This is a genomic window from Streptomyces sp. NPDC005262 (genome assembly GCF_042872425.1).
GTDB lineage: Bacteria > Actinomycetota > Actinomycetes > Streptomycetales > Streptomycetaceae > Streptomyces.
Window position 1 is genome coordinate 259,283 of the sequence record NZ_JBIAKK010000001.1, and the last position, 19,175, is coordinate 278,457.

The 19,175-nt window shown below is 71.5% G+C and carries 18 protein-coding genes; 6 read left to right on the plus strand and 12 right to left on the minus strand.

Annotation, left to right across the window (positions count from 1 at the left end; translation table 11 throughout):
- Positions 1-40 precede the first annotated feature (40 nt).
- The 5 genes from fxsA to ACFYP5_RS01065 all read right to left on the minus strand — a co-directional run bounded on the left by fxsA (position 41) and on the right by ACFYP5_RS01065 (position 7,674).
- Entirely contained in the window at positions 41-274 is a 234-nt protein-coding gene (gene fxsA / locus ACFYP5_RS01045) for an FxSxx-COOH cyclophane-containing RiPP peptide (protein WP_389028863.1), read from the minus strand.
- A 142-nt stretch (positions 275-416) separates the two neighbouring features.
- Positions 417-3,842 (minus strand): SAV_2336 N-terminal domain-related protein, encoded by a 3,426-nt coding sequence (locus tag ACFYP5_RS01050; RefSeq protein WP_389028865.1) that lies wholly within the window; start codon positions 3,840-3,842, stop codon positions 417-419.
- Positions 3,843-3,849: 7 nt separating this feature from the next.
- The gene (locus ACFYP5_RS01055; protein WP_389028868.1) at positions 3,850-4,896 is read right to left on the minus strand and encodes an AAA family ATPase; all 1,047 of its coding nucleotides are present in this window, start codon (positions 4,894-4,896) and stop codon (positions 3,850-3,852) included.
- A 115-nt stretch (positions 4,897-5,011) separates the two neighbouring features.
- Positions 5,012-7,096 (minus strand): trypsin-like peptidase domain-containing protein, encoded by a 2,085-nt coding sequence (locus ACFYP5_RS01060; protein ID WP_389028871.1) that lies wholly within the window; start codon positions 7,094-7,096, stop codon positions 5,012-5,014.
- A complete protein-coding gene (locus ACFYP5_RS01065; RefSeq protein ID WP_389028874.1) occupies positions 7,093-7,674 on the minus strand; it encodes a CU044_2847 family protein in 582 nt (193 codons plus the stop codon). Before ACFYP5_RS01065 ends, ACFYP5_RS01060 begins: the two co-directional genes overlap by 4 nt.
- Positions 7,675-7,838: 164 nt before the next feature.
- Between ACFYP5_RS01065 and ACFYP5_RS01070 the strand changes: the two genes are divergently transcribed.
- Complete coding sequence (locus ACFYP5_RS01070; RefSeq protein ID WP_007266501.1) at positions 7,839-8,024, plus strand: DUF6104 family protein; 186 nt, start codon at positions 7,839-7,841, stop codon at positions 8,022-8,024.
- Positions 8,025-8,039: 15 nt separating this feature from the next.
- Here the strand turns inward: ACFYP5_RS01070 and ACFYP5_RS01075 are convergent, their stop codons facing one another.
- Positions 8,040-8,885: a hypothetical protein gene (locus tag ACFYP5_RS01075; RefSeq protein WP_389028877.1), complete on the minus strand. Its 846-nt coding sequence runs from the start codon at positions 8,883-8,885 to the stop codon at positions 8,040-8,042.
- A gap of 154 nt (positions 8,886-9,039) precedes the next feature.
- Here ACFYP5_RS01075 and ACFYP5_RS01080 point away from each other — a divergent pair, with 154 nt between their 5' ends.
- Both ACFYP5_RS01080 and ACFYP5_RS01085 read left to right on the plus strand, forming a co-directional pair.
- Entirely contained in the window at positions 9,040-9,897 is an 858-nt protein-coding gene (locus tag ACFYP5_RS01080) for a DUF4097 domain-containing protein (protein WP_389028880.1), read from the plus strand.
- Between the two features lies 1 nt (position 9,898).
- Positions 9,899-10,924, plus strand: a complete 1,026-nt coding sequence (locus ACFYP5_RS01085; RefSeq protein WP_389028883.1) for a helix-turn-helix transcriptional regulator — start codon at positions 9,899-9,901, stop codon at positions 10,922-10,924.
- 84 nt (positions 10,925-11,008) lie between these two features.
- On the opposite strand, the gene ACFYP5_RS01090 is transcribed toward ACFYP5_RS01085, so the two are convergent.
- The 4 genes from ACFYP5_RS01090 to ACFYP5_RS01105 all read right to left on the minus strand — a co-directional run bounded on the left by ACFYP5_RS01090 (position 11,009) and on the right by ACFYP5_RS01105 (position 14,534).
- On the minus strand, positions 11,009-11,587 hold the full coding sequence (locus ACFYP5_RS01090; protein ID WP_389028885.1) for a Clp protease N-terminal domain-containing protein: 579 nt from the start codon (positions 11,585-11,587) through the stop codon (positions 11,009-11,011).
- Positions 11,587-11,796, minus strand: a complete 210-nt coding sequence (locus ACFYP5_RS01095; RefSeq protein WP_030915748.1) for a sigma factor-like helix-turn-helix DNA-binding protein — start codon at positions 11,794-11,796, stop codon at positions 11,587-11,589. Before ACFYP5_RS01095 ends, ACFYP5_RS01090 begins: the two co-directional genes overlap by 1 nt.
- Positions 11,797-12,142: 346 nt before the next feature.
- Positions 12,143-13,108, minus strand: a complete 966-nt coding sequence (locus tag ACFYP5_RS01100) for a zinc-binding dehydrogenase (RefSeq protein WP_389028888.1) — start codon at positions 13,106-13,108, stop codon at positions 12,143-12,145.
- A gap of 202 nt (positions 13,109-13,310) precedes the next feature.
- A complete protein-coding gene (locus ACFYP5_RS01105) occupies positions 13,311-14,534 on the minus strand; it encodes an NADP-dependent malic enzyme (protein WP_389028891.1) in 1,224 nt (407 codons plus the stop codon).
- A gap of 524 nt (positions 14,535-15,058) precedes the next feature.
- On the opposite strand from ACFYP5_RS01105, the gene ACFYP5_RS01110 reads away from it, so the two are divergent.
- From ACFYP5_RS01110 to ACFYP5_RS01120, 3 genes are read left to right on the plus strand one after another with little or no spacing between them, the layout of a single operon-like run.
- Positions 15,059-16,015: an ABC transporter substrate-binding protein gene (locus ACFYP5_RS01110; protein ID WP_389028894.1), complete on the plus strand. Its 957-nt coding sequence runs from the start codon at positions 15,059-15,061 to the stop codon at positions 16,013-16,015.
- 28 nt (positions 16,016-16,043) lie between these two features.
- Positions 16,044-16,982, plus strand: a complete 939-nt coding sequence (locus ACFYP5_RS01115) for an amino acid ABC transporter permease (protein WP_389028896.1) — start codon at positions 16,044-16,046, stop codon at positions 16,980-16,982.
- 11 nt (positions 16,983-16,993) lie between these two features.
- The gene (locus tag ACFYP5_RS01120; RefSeq protein ID WP_389030674.1) at positions 16,994-17,746 is read left to right on the plus strand and encodes an amino acid ABC transporter ATP-binding protein; all 753 of its coding nucleotides are present in this window, start codon (positions 16,994-16,996) and stop codon (positions 17,744-17,746) included.
- Between the two features lie 65 nt (positions 17,747-17,811).
- Here the strand turns inward: ACFYP5_RS01120 and ACFYP5_RS01125 are convergent, their stop codons facing one another.
- Together ACFYP5_RS01125 and ACFYP5_RS01130 are read right to left on the minus strand one after the other, a co-directional pair.
- Entirely contained in the window at positions 17,812-18,582 is a 771-nt protein-coding gene (locus tag ACFYP5_RS01125) for a hypothetical protein (RefSeq protein WP_389028899.1), read from the minus strand.
- A complete protein-coding gene (locus ACFYP5_RS01130) occupies positions 18,579-19,067 on the minus strand; it encodes a SigE family RNA polymerase sigma factor (RefSeq protein ID WP_389028902.1) in 489 nt (162 codons plus the stop codon). Before ACFYP5_RS01130 ends, ACFYP5_RS01125 begins: the two co-directional genes overlap by 4 nt.
- Positions 19,068-19,175 lie beyond the last annotated feature (108 nt).

Consider the following 19,175-nt stretch of genomic DNA (forward strand, 5'->3'; position numbering starts at 1 on the left):
CACCCGGACCACGGACCGCGTCCGCGCGGTCCACCGCGCCTCAGAAGGCGTTGGTGAAACCCCACAACATCTCCCGCGGCTGCTCGGCCCTGTCCCGGAGATCCGCGACCACCGCGGAGAGGACCGGGTGGTCCAGCGTCCGCAGCGCCTCCAGATCGAGTCCCAGCAGGTCCGGCAGCGCGCCGGGCTCGTGGCCGGTCCCTGCGCCGGGTACCTCCGGCGCGCGCGCCCCGGCCCCGTGTGCCGACTCACCCGGCTCGCTCAACTCGCCCATCAATCCTCCCCGTTGACTGCGCGGCGGGTCTGCGGTCGCGCGCTCGCCGTCGAGCGCACACCGTCGATCCCGTGTCCCTGGCCCTCGTACCACTACACCTCGGCGCACGCCGTGCACCCGCTGAGCGCACGCCGTCGTGTGCTCAGCGCTCCAGCTCGGCCAGCCGCTCGGCGGTCGACTCGGCCGCCGCGCCACCGCCGTTCGGCAGTTTGCGCCATTCGAGGCCGGCCGCCCGGTACGCCTCGCGCGCGGCCCGGGGACGCCCCGCCTTCTCATACGTCATACCCCGCCAGTGGTTGGCCATAGCACCCAACTCCACCGCCTCTTCCCACTGTTGTGGACTCTCCAGCTCCGCTTCCGCCGTACGGGCGGAGTCGGCCGCGTCCCGGAACGCCTCGGCCGCATCGTCGAGCCTGGCCGGCCGCTGCAGCACCCGCGAGGCGTCGAGATGGGACCGGCCGAGCGCCAGCCAGCAGCGCGCCGCGGTCAGGGGGTCGCAGGCCTCCTGCGCGGCGAGTCCGAAGAGATACTCGGCCTCTCGCAGATCGACCCGGTCCTCGGTGGCCCGGTGCCGCAGCATCAGGGCCCGGCCGAGCATCAGCAGCCGCTCGGCCTGGCGCGCACTGCCGGACGGCGTCTCCGTACGGCAGTCGCGAAGCACCCGCACCGCCGCGCCGATGTATTCGCGCCCGTCCGGCAGTTCAGCGCGTCGCAACAGGGTCCCGCCCCATTCGGCGAGCAGATCCGCATGGACCTGGGAGTCGCGCGGGACGCCGCGGGAGGCGCGGGCGAACCAACCGGCAGCCGAGACGAGTTCGTCCGGCTCGTCCAGCTGTTCGTAGCGGGCGACCCGGATCCGGGCCGCCCTGGTCTGCAGCGCGGCGCGCTGACGCTGTTCCCGTACGGTCTCCAGCGCCTGGTCGATCAGGGTCGCCGCCTCGTCCGGTTCGCCGCCGGCAGCCAGCAGGGCGTCCACCAGGTCCAGCAGGATCCGCACCTCGGTGCCCAGTGTGTGCCGACCGCCACCCTCCCCGAACGCGGTGCGCAGCGAGCGGGCCGCCTGCTCCGCGTACACCCGTGCCTGTTCGGTGTCGACGGTCGCCCCGGCCAGTTTGAGCAGCGTCCGGCCGTGCGCCAGCGGCAGCGTGGCCGGACGGTTCTCCTGGTCGGGCCAGACGTCGGCGAACGCCTCCAGCATTCCTGCTGCGGCCTGCAGCAGTGCGCTGTCGCCGCCGAGGCGCCACTGCGCCTCCAGGGCCCGCACCCGCTCCAAGGTGAGCCGCAGCGCCTCGCCGGGGTCCAGGCCGGGCGCCGCGCAGGCGACCGTGTACTCGCGGTCGGCACGTCTGAGCAGGGCCAGTGCGCCGCGCCGGTCGCCGCGCCGCCGCCGGTCGTCGGCCGCAGCGTGCAGCACCTTGGCCAGCACCGCGCGTTCGCGTACCGCTCCGGGATGCGCGACGGCCCGTTCCGCAGCGCCCTGAGCCTCGCTCAGGAGGTCGTCGCCGCCCTGGACCTCCCACAACCGCAGCACGCACCGGGCGTACTCGGCCCACAGTTCGGCGTCGGCGCCCGGGTATCGCTCGCGCTCTGTAGCGCCCCGGAGCAGCTGCACGGCATCGATCAGGTACTGCACCATGCTGTCCGAGTCGAACTGGCGCAGGAGTGCACGAGCGCTCTCCACCGCCGCGTGTGTCGTCCGGCCCGGGGCGTCACGGCCGCCCCGATCGCTGTAGAGCGCGAACTGTTCGGGCAGGGGCATGAAGCGCTCCAGTACGCGGGCCGCGACCTCGGCGAAGGGATGGGGAACGCGCGACCCGCCGCTTCCGTCGCTCTCCGCGCTCTCGTCACTCTCGTCGCTCTGCGCGCGGCGGCCGAGGTCGGTGGCGTACGACGACCCGCGCGGTCCGTCCCCGAGCTGCGCGTACGCCAGCGCGGGAAAGTTCGGCCCGCCCTTGCCGAACCGCTGCTCTATGTACTCCGAGCAGTGCTTGAGCACGAGCAGCGCCTCATCCCGCCCCAGGGGTCCGAGCAGCGCCTCCTGGACGCCGGGCGCGAACTCGTACCAGTGCCCGTCGCCAGCACCGTCGCCCTTGCTCCGCGAGATCAGTCCGCTGAGCAGCACCTCGGCGAGTTCGGAGGGGCCGGAGTCGGGCAGCATCGTCCGCTGCACCAGCTGCATCACCGGCAGACAGAGCGGTGCCGCGGCGAGGTAGACCGCGAGCTGCCCGGCGGCAGGGGAGGCCGCCGAGCGGAAGCGGCTGACCAGCTGGAGCGAGGACGGCCGGTCCCCGGGACGCGGTGCGGGCGCGGCCGGCTGGTCGGCCCTGACCCAGCCGACCGCCCCGGAGATCCGGCCGGCGCCGGTGCCGGAGAGCAGTCGCGCCCAGGCGGCGAGCGCGCCCGCCACCGGCGGCAGTACGGGGACGGCGAGGGCGCCGGGACGGGTGGTGGGCGTGCCACCGGCCTCCTCGGTGACTTTCAGCACGGCGGCGCCGGAGCGCCCTTCACCGCGGGAGAGCACACCGTAGGTCACCGGCAGCCGGGTACGGTTCCACATCCGCTGCGGCAGTGGCTGCAGTACGGCGGTCGGGGCCTGCCGGGCCAGCTGATGCAGCAGCCGGTGGGCGCGCCCGCTGTGCCAGAGCGGTCCGGCGCAGTCACTGACCAGGACGGTGACCCGGCGGCCGGTCGGATCGCTGAGCCGGTCAGCCGAGTTCAGTGGCGCGGCCGCCGGGTCGGGGCTGCGGCTGACCGCGCAGGAACCGTCGGGGCCACGATGCAGATAGCGCACCTGTACATCTCGGAATGCTCCCAACTGAGCGAAGATCTGCTGGAGTTCGCCGAACATCAGGTCCCAGACACGCATCGACGAGGAGGCGTCCATGACGAACTGCAGCAGCGCGTCGGCGCGGGACACCCCTCGGAACACCGGGATGATCAGTCCTCCAGCGCGGGCACTCAGTTCAGCCGTGGCCGCCTCGTCCAGGGTGCGGCGCAGTGGGGGCACGGCGGGGCGATAGCGCTGCAACGGGCGTAAGGCCCGCTGGATTTCGAGAGGTGCGGGCAGGGCGGGGGCGGCGGGCACGCCGAGGGTGAGAGTGGTGGCTTCGCGGCGCCCACGACCGTGCGGTCCGCCGCCCGCACGCCGCCCGTCGCGGAGCGGGGCGGCGTCCGCGGGCGGTACCGGATACAGGGCTATGCGGCGGTCCGTGGCCGCGGGATCCCCCTGCTCCACGGGCTCGTCCTCGTCCGGAACGGCGTCCGTGCCGCGGGCACGCCCGGCCGGGGTGCGGGCGGACGGCGTGGCCGGTCCCCCGCCGGTAGGTTCGGCGCGTGACGACGGTACTGCGCGGCCACCCTGCTCCTCCGCCCCTTCCGGCGTCTCGGCACGGCGGGTCCACCGTGCGAGCCAGAGGGCGTCGCAGAGCTGCTCGGCGTCGGGGTCGAGCCCCGCCTCGCGCAACCGGGCGACGAATGCGGGCAGCAGGCCTCCGTCGTGGGGCCCCGGCTCCGCACGGCGCCTTCCCGCTGCACCGTCAGGGCCGTGCCGTGCCGTGGCGTCGGGCATCAGCTCATCACCTCGGCCGGTCGAGTCGCTGGATGAGCAGGTCGGCGAGCCGGTCCCGGCCGGCCGGGGCGGCCGCGTCGGTGAGATAGATGGCGTTCAACAGCTGGTCGGTGGCGAGGAGTTCGCTGCGCGACCGCTCCAGGAAGTGGCCGATGAGATCGTCTCCGGAACGTGCCGCCTCGTCGCCGAGATGGGCGCGGACGAACGTGGCGAGCCGCTGGTGGTCGGGGCGGCCCAGCTCCAGATGGATGCAGCGGCGCATCAGCGGGGCCGGGAAGTCGCGCTCGCCGTTGCTGGTGAGCACGACGAACGGGAACGCCCCGCACTGCACGCGGCCGCCCTTGACCGTCACCTTCGTGCCGTCGTCGGTCAGCACCTCGGCCTCCCCGTCGGGCAGCCGGTCGGCGATCCGTTCCAGCTCCGGAATGCCGAACTCGCCCTCCTCCAGCACATTGAGGAGGTCGTTCGGCAGATCGATGTCGCTCTTGTCGAGTTCGTCGATGAGCAGCACGCGAGGCCGGTCTGAGGGCAGCAGTGCGGTGCCGAGCGGGCCGAGCCGGATGTAGCTGCCGACGTTCTCCGACGCGTCGTGGCCCGCCGTCCCGGCCGCTGCGCCGTGCGCGGCGATCTGGACGTCCTGCAGCCTGGCGATCGCGTCGTAGTGGTAAAGGCCGTCCAGGAGCGTGGACCGGCTGACTATGGGCCAGCGCAGGACCCGGCCGAGCCTGAGTTCATGGGCGACGGAGTGGGCCAGGGTGCTCTTTCCGGCTCCGGGGCTCCCGGTGACCAGCAGTGGGCGCCGCAGGTACAGCGCCGCGTTGATCATTTCGAGTTCTTCGGCGCCTGGCCGGTGGAGTTCGGCGATGTGCCGGTGGCCGCCGAGACGCCGGGTGGCGGACCCGTCCGTCCGGTCGCCCCGGGCCCCGTCGTCGCCGGGGTCGGGGGCCTCGCGGGCCGCGAAGTCCCGCCAGGGCGGCGGGGACGGCAGTTGTTCGATGCCGTCGTGCGGTTCACCGGCCCCTCGGTAGATGAGCCACTCGCTGGGTTCACTCATAGCGTGTTCCTCGTCGTCACTCGTCCGCCTGGTCCGGTGTGAGGGGTAGCAGCCACCGAACGTGCTTCACGGTATCGATCCGTGAACTCCTCGGTAAGAGGCCTGCGTTCGCTGTTCACGGCGCTTCCAGGAGCTGCCCGGAACCGGGCAGCACATGGTGCGGATCGTCATAGAACAGGACGATTCCGTAGGACCAGAACGCATCGGCACGTTCCGCCTTCACGTCCCTTCTCAGGCTGTGGATCCTCTGCGGCAGCCGGTCGGCCGTGCGGGCCTCCGCGACGGTGTTGAGGGCACGCCGATGGAATTCCGAGCAGACCCCGTCGGGTTCACCGGTCCGCCGCCACAGGGCCACCCCGAAGCCGCCGTCGAGGATCCGCACCAGTCCGGCCGTGCTCCCGGGATCAGGCCGGCCGCCGTACCGGCAGAGGACCGGCACGGTCTCGTACGCCAGGAAGTGCAGCCTCGCCACCTCCGGTACGCGTACCCCCATTCCGTCCTCGCAGTCGACGACTTCGGCCCGCATCGAGGAGTTCCGGATGCTGTGCCAGCGGACTCTGCGCCGTCTCTCCACTTCGTCGTCCGGCGGCTGCCCCCGCTCCGCGCGGCGCACGACCACCGGGCGTACGACACCGAGCGGCGGCCCGTCGGGGGTCAGCTGCCAGTTGTCGACGTCCAGGCCGAGCAGCGCCGGTACGACCGCGACCTGGAGCACGGCGGGGCTGTCCGGTTCGTCGCACCGCCGGAATGCCTCGGCGAGCGGGGCGGCGAGCCGCTCCGGCAGGGCGCCGAGCCCCGTGCCCTGGCTGTCCTCGGCGACGGGCAGGACCTCCCCGGTGGGGCGGGCTACGCCGATCCGCCAGTCGTACAGGTCCCGTTCCCAGCCGCGCGGCTCCAGCTCCAGCAGGACGAAGGCGCGTTCGCCGTAGCGGGCCGGCTCGTTCACCGGGGCTGGGGTCCGTTGGTGCTCCTGGTCCCGGCGCTGCCGGACGGCGCGCCAGTGCAGCACGAGTTCCTGCCGGAAATCCCGGGAGAGATCCTCGTCGGCGACCCGTTTCACCCATTCCCAGAGGGACTTCGTGGCGGTCCGGGTGGAGGGCGCGTCGAAGGGGCGGTCGGCGGCGAGGACGCCCATGCAGTAGCGCAGGATGAGTTCGAGCGCGGCGTCACGGTCGCGGACGCGTGCGTCGTACAGCGAGCCGAGGCCGTCGCGCCAGCCGCGCGGGGCCGGGCGGAGGTCACGCGCGTGGACGTTCGGCAGACCGTCGAGGAGCGCCAGCAGATTGCGGGTGCTGACCGGGGGCGGGAACTCGGCGAGCCTGCCCAGCAGGTCGATCCGCCGCTTGGGACCGAGCACCCGGCCGGGCGGCCCGGGCAGATCGCTCTGCACATCGGCCCAGGTCCGCTCGGTGGAGGCGGGGCTGTTGTGCCGGTCGGCGTGGTAGCGGTCGTGGGCATGGAAGACGGCCTGGTACGTATCGTCCGCCTCGGTCTCGACGGGCCCGGCGGGGACCGTCAGGGAGCGCAGCCGCTCGATGCCGACGGCGGTGCCGCCCTGGTGGTCGTCGAGCCGTGACTTGATCACGCCGACGACCTCGCCCCGGGCCACGTCCACGACCGGGCCGCCGGACATTCCGGACTCCAGCCAGTCCCCGTCGAGCCGGATCTGCTGGTCGGCGTCGGCCCAGCCGCCATATGTGCCCTTCACCTCGCAGTCACCGCTGAGCGTCGTCAGTCCGCCGCCCGGCGAGGGCGCCCAGCCCACGCAGCGGACCTTGCGGCCGCGGAGCATGGCCTCCGAGCGCTCGGTGACGTACACACAGGTGTGTTCGACGGGCCGGCGGAGCTGGATGAGCGCGAGGTCGGGAGCGGGCCAGCCGGCGACCCCGGCCGGCCGGGTCTCGGGCAGCGCGGCGAGCACCAGACCGGGGACCTCGGTCAGCTCGGCGCTGTACGGATCGGCCCTGAACAACACGTTCACCTCGCGCCCCTCCCCCCGCATGGCCACGTGCGCGCACGTGAGAACCCAGCTCGGGGCGATGAAGAAGCCGCTTCCCAGGAAGCCCTGGCCGGGTCCGTCAGTGGCATACCCGGCACCCGGGCGATGGATGCGTACGGTGGCGTCCCGCACGAGGTCCATGAGCGCAGCCTCCGCCTGGCCCGGACCCCCCTCCGCGCCCCCGCCGGTCTCCTGCGTCATGACCCGCCGCCGTCAGCGGCCGCGGCCGCGTCGGGATGCGCCGGTGCGCCGGCGGGTGCCCCGGCGGACGGCGACGGGGGTGCGGGATCCGGTTGTACGGGGTGAGCCGCGGGCGCCGGGGGTGTCCGGGCTTCAGGTGGCGCGGACGGGACCGGGGGCGTGGCCGGCGCGGCCGCCTGCGCGGGCACCTGGGGCGTGATCGGCGGACCGACGGGGGGTCCGCCGCCGTTCCAGGTGAGTGTGACCTTGATGGCGCCCTTGGCCTCCCCGTCCGCGAGGAGCCCGACGACCTTGCCCGCCTTGGCGGTGAGCTCGATGCCGAATTCGACGCTGACCTCGTCCGGCTGCACGGCCCTCAGCGGCTCGGCGAGCGACCGCGCGACGCCGGTCACCACCCCCTGCAGGCTCTCCACCCGCGCCTGCACCTGGTCGGCGAAGTCCGAGAAGCCGGTGTCCGTGTAGGACAGGCCGCTCCCGGCCGGCGTTCGCCGGAGTTCCTCGGCCCCGGAGATGCGCGCCCAGACCGGCGTACCGTCCGGCAGCTCGATGCGCGTGATACGGGCCCCGCTGTCGCTCATGGCACCCCCCGTTCCCTGAACTCCCCGCAGGCTAACGGCAGTACGTGACCGATGCGAGGCACATCGGTCATGACACCGGGTCGGGGTGCGCCGGTTCCGGGGGTCGTCCGCATCGCCCCGCGGGGCCCGGTCGGGTGCGCTCACCAGGCATTAAACTTGCCGCCATGTACTTCACGGACCGTGGCATCGAGGAGCTGGAGAAGCGACGTGGCGAGGAGGAGGTCACCTTCGAGTGGCTCGCCGAGCAGCTGCGTACCTTCGTCGACCTCAACCCCGACTTCGAGGTGCCCGTCGAGCGCCTCGCCACCTGGCTCGCCCGGCTCGACGACGAGGACGAGGACGACGAGTAGGGCGACGCCGGGGAGCTAGGATCCGCCGTCCCGGATCCGGTCGTACGCGAGGCCGGCCGTCCCGTGCGCGAGCAGCAGCGCCCCCGCGAAGGCCCACCCTCCGCTGCGGCGCCCGATCCCCCAGGCGACGAGCGGGAGACCCGCGGCGAGCTGGGCTGCGGCGAGCGCGCGGGCCCTGGGGCCGCGCATCCACGGGCCGAGGCCGCTGTTCTCGACCGCGTCGAGTTGCAGGTTCACCGCATCGCGCCAGCCCACCCACGCGATCCTTTGCGTTTCGGGCCGGCCGCCGGCCGCGGTGTGCAGCCGGCCGGCGGGTTCGCCGGGTTCGAGGCCCGGCGGGAGCGTCACGCCGATGCGGGCGAGGACGGCGAGCAGCCCGCGCAGCCGGGTACGGGCGTCCGCTCCGGGGTCGGGGCGGGTCAGAGCTTCGAGTTGCTGGATGTCCAGCACGGGATCGAGGCCGAGCCGCGCGGCGAACGTACGCATCGCCTCGTCCTCCCCGGCCGGGGTGCCGTCCGTCAGCCAGACGTAGCCGACGGGCCGCCGGAAACCGGACGCGAGTGTGTACCCCGCCCGCTCGCCGTCCCACCACAGCGCGAGGACCGGCCAGGTCGAACCGACCGCGAGTGCGGTGGCCCAGCCGGCCAGCACACTGTCGACCGGCTGCTCCCCCTCCGTCTCCGCCACGCTCCGCATTTCCTGCCTGTCCTGCCAGGGCGTGCCCTCCGGGACGAGGACGCTCCACTCGCGCCCGGCGGGTGCGAGCAGCATCCGCTCGCGCAGCAGATGGGCCACCGGCCGCACGGATCCGGGCTCGGCCCGGCACAGCAGCAGCGCGCCCACGGATGATGTCGCGTTCATGCCCCACACCGTAGGGCAATTTGCCCACATGTGGCGCTATTTGATCGATCCATGGCTTCTCGCACCCGCTTGACTTCCCCGATCCACGATATATCGTGTTCTGCATGAGACGCGATATGTTGCGTCGCGCCGCGTTCCCCGGGAGGTCAGATCCATGCCTGTGTCGACGTGGGCCATCACCGAGCCGCAGAAGCTGACCTTCGACGAACCGGTGACGTCGCTCAATGTGCGCATCGTCAACGGCACGGTCAATGTCGTGGGCACCGAGGAGCCGACCGCCAGGCTGGAGGTCTCCGGGATCGAGGGCCCACCGCTGATCGTGACGCAGGAGGACGGCACCCTCTCCGTCGCCTACGAGGACCTGCCCTGGCACGGCTTCCTCAAGTGGTTCGACCGCAAGGGGTGGCACCGCAGCGCGGTCGTCTCGCTCGCCGTGCCGGCCGGGTCGACGGTGGAGGTCGGCGTGGTGGGAGCCGGAGCGTTCGTGTCCGGCATCCGGGGGCGTACGGACGTGCGGGGCGTCAGCGGAGACACCACGCTCGCCGGCCTGGCCGGCTCGGTCCGGGCGGACACGGTCTCGGGCAATGTGGAGGCCCAGGCCGTCACCGGTGACCTCCGCTTCAAGTCGGTCTCCGGCGATCTGACGGTCGTCGAGGGCGCCGGGGCCTCCGTACGGGCCGATTCGGTCAGCGGCGACATGGTGCTGGACCTGGACCCGACCGGGAAGCCCACGGACATCCGGCTGACGACAGTCTCCGGCGAGGTGGCGATCCGGCTGCCGCACCCGGCGGACGCGAGGGTCGAGGCGAGCACGGCGAGCGGCGCCGTCTCCAACGGCTTCGAAGATCTGCTGGTCAGCGGCCAGTGGGGGGCGAAGAAGATCACCGGCACGCTCGGCGCCGGTACGGGAACGCTGAAGGCCACGACCGTCTCGGGATCGATCGCCGTCCTCCGCCGCCCACCGGCCGAGGAAGATCCGTACGAGGCCGAGCCGACCGGAAAGGTGCTCTGACATGCCCCCCGTATTCGCCCATGGGCGCCTGCGCCTCTACCTGCTGAAGCTCCTGGACGAGGCCCCTCGCCACGGCTACGAGGTGATCCGACTCCTGGAGGAACGCTTCCAGGGTCTGTACGCGCCATCGGCCGGCACGGTCTACCCGCGGCTGGCCAAACTGGAGGCCGAAGGCCTGGTCACGCATGCCACCGAGGGCGGCCGCAAGGTCTACTCGATCACCGACGCGGGCCGCGCCGAACTGGCGGGCCGCACCGGCGAACTGGCCGATCTGGAGCTGGAGATCCGCGAATCGGTCTCCGAACTGGCCGCCGAGATGCGGGACGACGTGCGCGGCGCGGCGGGCAAGCTGCGCAGCGAGATGCGGGCCGCGGCCGGCGAGACCCGGCACACGTCCGCCACCGGGACCGGCGCGAAGGGCGACCGGGGATCCCCGTTCGGCGACTTCGGCGACTTCGGCGACTTCGGCGACAGCGAGGCGTGGCGCGCCGCAAAGGAGGAGCTGCGCAAGGCCAAGCAGGAGTGGAAGGAGCAGGCCCGCCGGGCGAAGGACGAGTCTCGCCGCGCCCGCGAGGAGGCCCAGCAGGCCCGCCGCCAGGCCAAGGAGGCCCAGGACCGGGCGCGCGAGCAGATGCAGAACGCGGCCCGGCAGGTCCAGGAGCACTTCGCCCGGGGCGACTGGCCCACCGGCGTACGGGAAGGCCTGGCGGAGATCACCGGCCGCCTCGGCGGCTTCGCCGCGACGGGCAGCCGGCCCCCGTACACCAAGCCGGATCCCGCCGACGCGGATCCCGAATGGGGCAAGGACACGGCCGGTACGGGCGACCCGGCCCGCGACCTGGACCGCCTGCTGGACCGCTTCCGTGACGACATCCGCGACGCGGCCCGGGACCGCGGCGTCACGGAGGCCCAGCTGACGGAGGCCCGCCGCCATCTGTCGACGGCAGCGGCCCACATCGGCGCACTGCTGCGGAAGGACACCGGCACCAAGGGGACCGGCGCGGAGAGTCCGGACGCCTCCCGGTGAGCGGGACGAGGTGGCAGGCCGCACGGTCATGCCACCTCGTGGTCACCCGCACCGGCCGGAGGAAGCCCCAGGCCCTCCCGCCCCTCAGCTCGCCTTGGCCTGCCCCTCCGCTCCCCCGTCCCCGTAGAGCGCACGCGTCACCGTCCGGTGCGTCGCCCCGTGCTCGGCCAGCACATCGGCGACCACACCGGGGATGACGGTGAACGCCAGCAGGATGTGTTCCTCGCCGATGAACCGGTCGCCGCGTCCGAGTGCGATCCGCAGGGACTTCTCCAGGACGGTCTTCGCGCCACGGCTGAAGGACGGTCGCCCCGACCGCCCCCGGCGGTCCTTACGGTCACCCACCAGCGCACCCTCGCCGTGGGCACCCTCGATCCGGGCGACGACCTCCGTCACGTCGATGCCGATACCGGCGAGTGCGTCCGTATCGGCCTTGGTCAGGCCGCCACGGCGGGCAGCGTCGGCGAGCGCCGCCTCCACCGATGCGCGACGGTCGGCGAGACCGAGCGCGGTGACGGCGAAGGAGGACCGGCTGCTGCCAGGCCGATCCAGCAGGGCGAGCAGCATGTGCTCCTCGGTGACGGAGCGGGAGCCCGCCCTTCGCGCCTGGTCCACAGCTCCGGCCACGACGGCGCGGGCATCGGCAGTGAATCGCTCGAACATCAATTCCTCCCGTACTTCTTGTGCACGGCCTGTCGGCTGACGCCCAGTTCGGCGGCGATCTCCTGCCACGACCAGCCCTGGACGCGGGCACTTCTGACTTGGACGGCTTCGAGCTGCTCCAGCAGCCGCCGCAACGCGACGACGGCCCGCAGCCCGACGCGCGGGTCACGATCGCCCGCACGTGCGGCGAGATCCGTTGCTTCGGTCATGATGTCAACTTACGTTGACAACCCCTCCTTGTCAACCGCGGTTGACAAGGAGGGGTTGTCGCCCCGGAAGGCGGCGGGGCGGCGAATTCGGACCCCCGTGGCGTGCGGATCGAGGAGGCGTTTCCGGGAGACGGCGAGCGAGGGTCCGGCTGTGGTGTCGTTCAGCTGCGGAATGCCGGGCGGCCTCGGAGCACCGGCGGGGACACGTGTGGGCGGCGGGGGGAGTGCCCCCGCCGCCCACACGGTCGAAGTGAAAATTGTCGCGGGTGCGCCGCCCGTACGCACGGCGCAGACCTCGCAGCAGGACCGACGCGCCATCAACGGCGCGTCGGGAGAGCGGACGGCCTCAGGAGGCGTTGAGCACGATCTTCCCGAACTGGTCGCCCGCGGCAAGTCGTTCGAACCCCTCACGGGCCCGGTCCAACGGCAGCACCTCGTCGATGACGGGCCGCACGCCGGTCGTCGCACAGAACGCCAGCAGGTCCTCCAGCTCGTCCTTGGACCCCATCGTCGATCCGACGACCTTCAGTTCCAGGAAGAAGATCCGGGTCAGCTCGGCGTGCGAGGGCCGGTCGCCACTGGTCGCACCGGAGATGACCAGCGTGCCGCCGGGGCGCAGCGACTTCACCGAGTGCGACCAGGTCGCGGCGCCGACGGTCTCGATGACGGCGTCGACACGCTGAGGCAGCCGCGCGCCCGGCTCGTACGCCTCGATCGCACCGAGCTGGACGGCCCGCTTGCGCTTGGCTTCATCGCGACTGGTCGCGTAGACCCGCAGGCCTGCGGCGCGACCGAGGACGATCGCGGCGGTCGCGACACCGCCACCCGCGCCCTGCACGAGCACCGAATCCCCGGGCCGTACCCCGGCATTGGTGAACAGCATCCGGTACGCGGTGAGCCAGGCGGTCGGCAGACAGGCGGCCTGCTCGAAGGTGAGCTCCTTCGGCTTGGGCAGCACGTTCCAGCTGGGGACGGTGACCTGCTCGGCGAAGGTGCCCTGGTAGCGCTCGGTGAGGATGGAGCGGGGCTCCTTGGGGCCGACACCGTGCCCGGTCTGGCCGATGACGGAGTGCAGGACGACCTCGTTGCCGTCCTCGTCGATGCCGGCGGCGTCACAGCCGAGGATCATCGGCAGCTTGTCCTCGGCGAGGCCGACACCACGCAGCGACCAGAGGTCGTGATGGTTCAGGGAGGCGGCGCGGACGTTGACGGTGGTCCAGCCGGGACGCGCCTCGGGGGCGGGGCGCTCGCCCAGCTCAAGGCCGTTGAGGGGCTGGTCGCGGTCGATGCGGGATGCGTAGGCGGCGAACATGGCCTTGACGATAGGCCGGGGAGACGCGCCGACGTAACCGATCACGGGTGTGACGCGCACCGCGCGTGCGGGTCGCCCGCGGCGGACCTACCGGGTCGGCGATCCGGCCCCGCGGCGTCCGTGGCGGCGCGCCCCGGTGAGGGAAATGGGCGAGGTCGGGGGACGGGCCCCACAAGCGCCCGCCCCCGCCCCGCCCCGGACCTCAGCGTCGAGCCACGCCCTCCGCCCGCGCCGCCGCGGCAACCGCCGCGGTGACGGCCGGAGCGACCCGCTCGTCGAACGGCGACGGAATCACGTAGTCCGCGGCCAGCTCGTCACCCACGACATCCGCCAGCGCGTTCGCGGCGGCGATCTTCATGCCTTCCGTGATCCGGGACGCCCGCACCTGCAGTGCCCCCGCGAAGATGCCCGGGAACGCCAGCACGTTGTTGATCTGGTTCGGGTAGTCGGAGCGCCCCGTCGCCACCACGGCCGCGTACTTGTGCGCGATGTCGGGGTGGACCTCAGGGTCCGGATTGGCCATGGCGAAGACGAACGCACCGGGCGCCATCGACGCGACCGCCGACTCCGGCACCGTACCGCCGGACACACCGATGAAGACGTCCGCGCCGACCAGGGCGGTCTCCAGCGGGCCGGAGATACCGGCCCTGTTGGTGAGCTCCGCGAGCTCGCGCTTGACGTCCGTCAGGTCCTCGCGGTCGCGGCTGACGACGCCCTTGCGGTCGGCCACGGCGACGTCCCCGAGCCCCGCCTCCAGCAGGAACTTCGCGATGGCCACCCCGGCCGCACCCGCGCCGGAGATGACACCGCGCAGGTCGCCGAGGGTCCGCCCGGACAGCTTGGCGGCGTTCCGCAGGGCCGCCAGCGTCACGACGGCGGTGCCGTGCTGGTCGTCGTGGAAGACCGGGATGTCGAGCCGCTCCTTGAGCTTGCGCTCGATCTCGAAGCAGCGGGGCGCCGAGATGTCCTCCAGGTTCACCCCTCCGAAGGACGGCGCGAGGCGGACGACCGTCTCGACGATCTCGTCCGCGTCGGTGGTCGCGAGCGCGATCGGCACGGCGTCGACACCGCCGAACTGCTTGAAGAGGATCGCCTTGCCCTCCATCACCGGGAGGGACGCCTCGGGGCCGATGTCGCCCAGTCCGAGCACCGCGGTGCCGTCCGTCACGACGGCGACGACCTGCGACTTCCAGGTGTAGTCGTGGACCAGCTCGGGGTTCTCGGCGATGGCGCTGCAGACCTTGGCGACGCCGGGCGTGTACGCGAGGGACAGGTCGTCCTTGTCCCGGATGGGGACCGTGGCCTGCACGGCCATCTTCCCGCCGCGGTGAAGCGCGAAGGCCGGATCGAACGGCTCGTCCGTGGCGCCGTCGGTGCTGTTGTCGGTGTTGCTGTCGCTGCGAGGATTGACGATCTCCGCTGCCATGGTGTTGACCCCTTAAGTCTTCAAGGTTTGAGGGTGGCCACTCCTGATTGAGGAGGGGTGGGCGGGCACCGCGTACGTTCCCTGCGCCGGGCGGTTGGCCCGCCCCGGCAGGGGGAGGTACGTACGCGCGGGCGCGCCGCACACGCGCCCTGGGCCCCGGATGAGGGGTGTAAACGTCTTTCTTACCGGACGGACCGCTTCACGGACGAGTCCATACCGGCGCGGTGACGTGCCTCATATTCGAATATCTGGACAAGTCCGCCAACACACGAAATATGGGCCAGCATGTGAGACACGCCGTAGATTCTCCGGCCGCAAGAACGAAACCCCTTAGAAGGTCCTGCCTTGATGTACCGGCCTCTTGGGGTTCGGGGATCGCCCGTTACCCGATTTTGACATGACTGGCACCCTGAATGGGCTAGTCCGAATGGCAAGATGCCCCTAATCGCACGAGGCGGCGACATCCGACGATGTGTGCCATACCGCCTGGCAACTCCACCCTTACCTGCCGGAGGAACCCGATCATGACCGCACGCACCACTCGTCGCACGACCGCAAAGTCCCGGATTGCCGCGGTCGGCGCCATCGCGGTCGCCGGCACGATGCTGCTGACCGCCTGTGGCGACCAGACCAACTCGGACAGCACGAAGTCGGACACCGGCACCAAGAGCGCCGGTCCCCTCTTCGACAAGCTGCCGGCGGACATCCAGAAGGCCGGTGTCATCAAGGTCGGCACGGACGCCACGTACGCTCCGATGGAGTTCAAGCAGGGCGAGAAGATCGTCGGTGTCGACCCCGACGTCGCCGCGGCCCTCGGCAAGCAGCTCGGCGTGAAGATCGAGTTCACCTCGGGCACCTTCGACACCCTGCTCGGCGCGCTGCCCACCGGCCGCTACGACGCCGTCATGTCCGCCATGAGCGACACCAAGGCCCGCCAGGAGGGTCTGGACGACAAGGGCAAGAAGACCGGCACCGGCGTCGACTTCGTCGACTACTTCACCGCCAGCACCGGCATCCTGGTGAAGAAGGGCAACCCGGAGGGCATCAAGTCGGTCGACGACCTCTGCGGCAAGAAGCTCGCCGTCCAGCGCGGCACGACGTACGAGCAGGCCGCCAAGGACCTGTCGGCCAAGTGCGCCAAGGACGGCAAGAAGAAGGTCTCCATCGAGGCCTTCTCCACCGACGCCGAGGCCCAGACCCGCGTCAAGTCCGGCGGCGCCGTCGCCGACCTGAACGACTCCCCGGTCGCCGCCTACATCGCCAAGACCGCGGGCGGTGGCAACGACTTCGAGGCCGTCGCCAACAAGTCGGACGCCGGACCGTTCGGTATCGCCGTGGACAAGAAGAACACGCAGCTCCGCGACGCCCTCAAGACCGCTCTGGACGCGATCATCGCCGATGGGACCTACAAGGCCGCCCTCGACAAGTGGGGTGCTGCCGACGGTGCCATCACGGCACCTGCCGTCAACGGCGGCAAGTGAACCGCGCACCGACTGAAGGGCAGTCGTGGTGAACGACAAGATCGACAAGGTTCCGTCCGGGGTGGCCCCCACCCCGGACCGGACCCCTCCCGCCGCCATCAAGGCGATCCCGGTCCGGCATTACGGGCGCTGGATCAGCGCACTGGTCGTGGTCGCCGTCCTCGCAGGCCTCGGGTACGCCTTCTCGCAGGGCAATGTGCGCTGGGCGACCGTGCCGGAGAAGCTGTTCGACTCCAGCATCCTCACCGGCCTGTGGCACACCGTCCTGATCAGCGTGGCCTCCATGGTCCTGGGCCTGGTGCTCGGCGTGGTCTTCGCCGTGATGCGCCTGTCCAGGAACCCGGTGACCGGCTGGGTTGCCTGGCTGTACATCTGGTTCTTCCGCGGCACGCCGGTCTATGTGCAGCTGCTGATCTGGTTCAACCTCGCCCTGATCTTCCCGATCTTCGACATCGGGTTCTACCGGGACGAGATGACCGATGTCATGACCCCCTTCCTGGCCGCCCTGCTGGGGCTCGGCCTCAATGAGGGCGCGTACATGGCGGAGATCGTCCGGGCCGGCATCCAGTCGGTCGACGAGGGCCAGACCGAGGCGTCCCATGCACTGGGCATGACGCAGGCGAAGACCATGCGGCGAGTAGTGCTCCCGCAGGCGATGCGAGTGATCATCCCGCCGACCGGCAACGAGTTCATCAACATGCTCAAGACCTCGTCGCTGGTCGTGGCCGTGCAGTACCAGGATCTGCTGCGCAGCGCGCAGGACATCGCGTCCACCTCGTTCGCGGTGATGGAGATGCTCTTTGTCGCCTCGATCTGGTATCTGGCCCTGACCAGTGTGTTCAGCGTCGGCCAGTATTACCTGGAGCGCCGTTACGCCCGCGGGGCACTGCGCTCCCTGCCGCCCACCCCGCTGCAGCGTCTGCGGGCCAACCTGAACATGCTCCGCCGTTCGGAGGTGGCCAAGTGACCACGCACGCCATGGTGAAGGCCGAGGGCGTCCACAAGTCCTTCGGCGCCGCGCACATTCTCAAGGGCATCGACCTGGAGGTCGCCCCGCGGGAGGTCTTCTGCCTGATCGGCCCGTCCGGTTCCGGCAAGTCGACGTTCCTGCGGTGCATCAACCACCTGGAGCAGATCAACGCCGGGCGGCTGTACGTCGACGGGCATCTCGTGGGCTACCGCCAGAAGGGCGACAAGCTCTACGAGCTCAAGGACAGTGAGGTCGCCCTGAAGCGCCGGGACATCGGCATGGTCTTCCAGCGCTTCAACCTCTTCCCGCACATGACGGCCATCGAGAACGTCATGGAGGCACCCGTCCAGGTCAAGGGTGAGACGAAGGCCGTCGCCCGGGCCCGCGCGGAGCGGCTCCTGGACCGGGTCGGCCTCGGCGACAAGGCGAAGAACTACCCGTCGCAGCTCTCCGGCGGCCAGCAGCAGCGGGTGGCCATCGCCCGGGCCCTGGCCATGGAGCCGAAGCTGATGCTCTTCGACGAGCCGACGTCGGCGCTCGACCCTGAGCTGGTCGGCGACGTCCTGGACGTCATGCGCGGTCTCGCGGAGGACGGCATGACGATGATCGTCGTGACCCACGAGATGGGCTTCGCCCGGGAGGTCGGCGATGCGCTGGTCTTCATGGACGACGGTGTGGTGGTCGAGTCGGGCCACCCGCGCGACGTACTGACCAACCCGCAGCACGACCGGACGAAGTCGTTCCTGTCGAAGGTGCTTTAGCGGTACGGGCATGACGAGAGGGCGGTACGGACCACGGTCCGTGCCGCCCTCTTCCGTGTCGGCGGCTACTGCTTCGCCAGCAGCTCCGGGCTGAGCATCAGCGTGCGCAGCTGCGCGCGGGTGAGCGGCGGGGACTTGAGAAGCGGGCCCTGCGCCTGCTCACTCTTGAGACCGGTGCTGTCGCGGACGGACAGCAGCCCGCCGTCCTTCAGAGTGAGCCGGGCGACGAGCTCGGGCCCCCACAGAGGCGTGCCCCCGTAGTTCATCGGGTCGCTCCAGATGGTCAGGATCCGCCCGTCCGGGAGCACTTCGCGTACGCACTGCGCCGGGCGGGGCTCCCCGTTGGTGGGCTCGCAGAGGTTCGCGGCGGGGTCGACTCCGCCGGACTTCTGCCGGACCTGCCTGCCCGTCCTGACGTCGACGACGAGGTATCCGACGCCGCCGTCCCTGCGAACGGAGTACTGCCCGTCCAGCGGCCCCACCGGATGCTCCTTCGCCTGCGCGACGGTGGCGTGTTTGATGATCACGGCGAGCGAGACCTGCTCGACCGAGCCGACGTCCTTGGGCAACAGCTCGACCAGCTGCTTCGTCCGGCCACTGTTGCCGGCCGCCTCGGCGGGGGCCCCCACCGAGGCGGCCTGCCCCTGCTTCGTCTGCGACGCGAGTCCAGGGACCGCGACCGCTCCGGCCGCGACGACGGCGAATGCGGCCGCGGCAACCGTGGCCCGGCGCTGCCGGCGCACCCTGGCGGCCCTGGCGTACACCACCTCGGTGCTGATGACCGGATGCCCCGCGTGCTCGGCGGCCCGCCCCAGCAGCTCCCTGACGTCGTTCATACGAGTTCCTCCGCCATCTCGGCGCGCAGCGCCGCCAACCCCCGAGCCGTATGGCTCTTGACCGTGTTCTCCCGCATCCCGAGCAGCTCGGCCGTGGCCTCGACGCTCAGGTCCTCCCAGTAGCGCAGCACCAGCACGGCACGCTGCTTGGCCGTGAGCCGCGCGAGGGCCGCCCGCACCGCAAGGCCGGTGTCCGTGTCGGGCGAGTCGCCCGCGCGGTCGGGCAGTTCGCCGTACGCCTGCTCGCGCCGCCAGAACCGGCGACGGGCGGCGATGAAGGTGTTGACCAGCGTCTTGCGCGCGTACGCCTCGATGTTGTCGAGCCGTCCGTACCGCCGTCCGCCGAGGACGACCTTCACGAGTGTCGACTGGACCAGGTCCTCGGCCTCGTGCCGGTCGCCGCAGAGCAGATAGGCGCTACGGAACAGCGCCGTACGCCTGCCTTCGACGAAGGCGTGCAGCGCGGCATCGTCAGCGATCCGCATCGTCGGCGCCCCTTCCCGGGTCCGCGGATGCGGACCGTCTCACCCTTCCAGTGCGCCGGGGTGCGCGGCGGGTTGCAGCGGCCGGACAGAAAATCGGGGCGGTACGGA

What these genes read in the sequence shown, in the direction of transcription:
- ACFYP5_RS01110 (WP_389028894.1), top strand. Translation starts at nt 15,059, where the DNA reads ATGACCGCACGCACCACTCGTCGCACGACCGCAAAGTCCCGGATTGCC.
- ACFYP5_RS01055 (WP_389028868.1), bottom strand. Translation starts at nt 4,896, where the DNA reads ATGAGTGAACCCAGCGAGTGGCTCATCTACCGAGGGGCCGGTGAACCG.
- ACFYP5_RS01105 (WP_389028891.1), bottom strand. Translation starts at nt 14,534, where the DNA reads ATGGCAGCGGAGATCGTCAATCCTCGCAGCGACAGCAACACCGACAAC.
- ACFYP5_RS01070 (WP_007266501.1), top strand. Translation starts at nt 7,839, where the DNA reads ATGTACTTCACGGACCGTGGCATCGAGGAGCTGGAGAAGCGACGTGGC.
- ACFYP5_RS01050 (WP_389028865.1), bottom strand. Translation starts at nt 3,842, where the DNA reads ATGCCCGACGCCACGGCACGGCACGGCCCTGACGGTGCAGCGGGAAGG.
- ACFYP5_RS01080 (WP_389028880.1), top strand. Translation starts at nt 9,040, where the DNA reads ATGCCTGTGTCGACGTGGGCCATCACCGAGCCGCAGAAGCTGACCTTC.
- ACFYP5_RS01120 (WP_389030674.1), top strand. Translation starts at nt 16,994, where the DNA reads ATGGTGAAGGCCGAGGGCGTCCACAAGTCCTTCGGCGCCGCGCACATT.
- ACFYP5_RS01075 (WP_389028877.1), bottom strand. Translation starts at nt 8,885, where the DNA reads ATGAACGCGACATCATCCGTGGGCGCGCTGCTGCTGTGCCGGGCCGAG.
- ACFYP5_RS01095 (WP_030915748.1), bottom strand. Translation starts at nt 11,796, where the DNA reads ATGACCGAAGCAACGGATCTCGCCGCACGTGCGGGCGATCGTGACCCG.
- fxsA (WP_389028863.1), bottom strand. Translation starts at nt 274, where the DNA reads ATGGGCGAGTTGAGCGAGCCGGGTGAGTCGGCACACGGGGCCGGGGCG.
- ACFYP5_RS01065 (WP_389028874.1), bottom strand. Translation starts at nt 7,674, where the DNA reads ATGAGCGACAGCGGGGCCCGTATCACGCGCATCGAGCTGCCGGACGGT.
- ACFYP5_RS01100 (WP_389028888.1), bottom strand. Translation starts at nt 13,108, where the DNA reads ATGTTCGCCGCCTACGCATCCCGCATCGACCGCGACCAGCCCCTCAAC.
- ACFYP5_RS01090 (WP_389028885.1), bottom strand. Translation starts at nt 11,587, where the DNA reads ATGTTCGAGCGATTCACTGCCGATGCCCGCGCCGTCGTGGCCGGAGCT.
- ACFYP5_RS01130 (WP_389028902.1), bottom strand. Translation starts at nt 19,067, where the DNA reads ATGCGGATCGCTGACGATGCCGCGCTGCACGCCTTCGTCGAAGGCAGG.
- ACFYP5_RS01085 (WP_389028883.1), top strand. Translation starts at nt 9,899, where the DNA reads ATGCCCCCCGTATTCGCCCATGGGCGCCTGCGCCTCTACCTGCTGAAG.
- ACFYP5_RS01125 (WP_389028899.1), bottom strand. Translation starts at nt 18,582, where the DNA reads ATGAACGACGTCAGGGAGCTGCTGGGGCGGGCCGCCGAGCACGCGGGG.
- ACFYP5_RS01060 (WP_389028871.1), bottom strand. Translation starts at nt 7,096, where the DNA reads ATGACGCAGGAGACCGGCGGGGGCGCGGAGGGGGGTCCGGGCCAGGCG.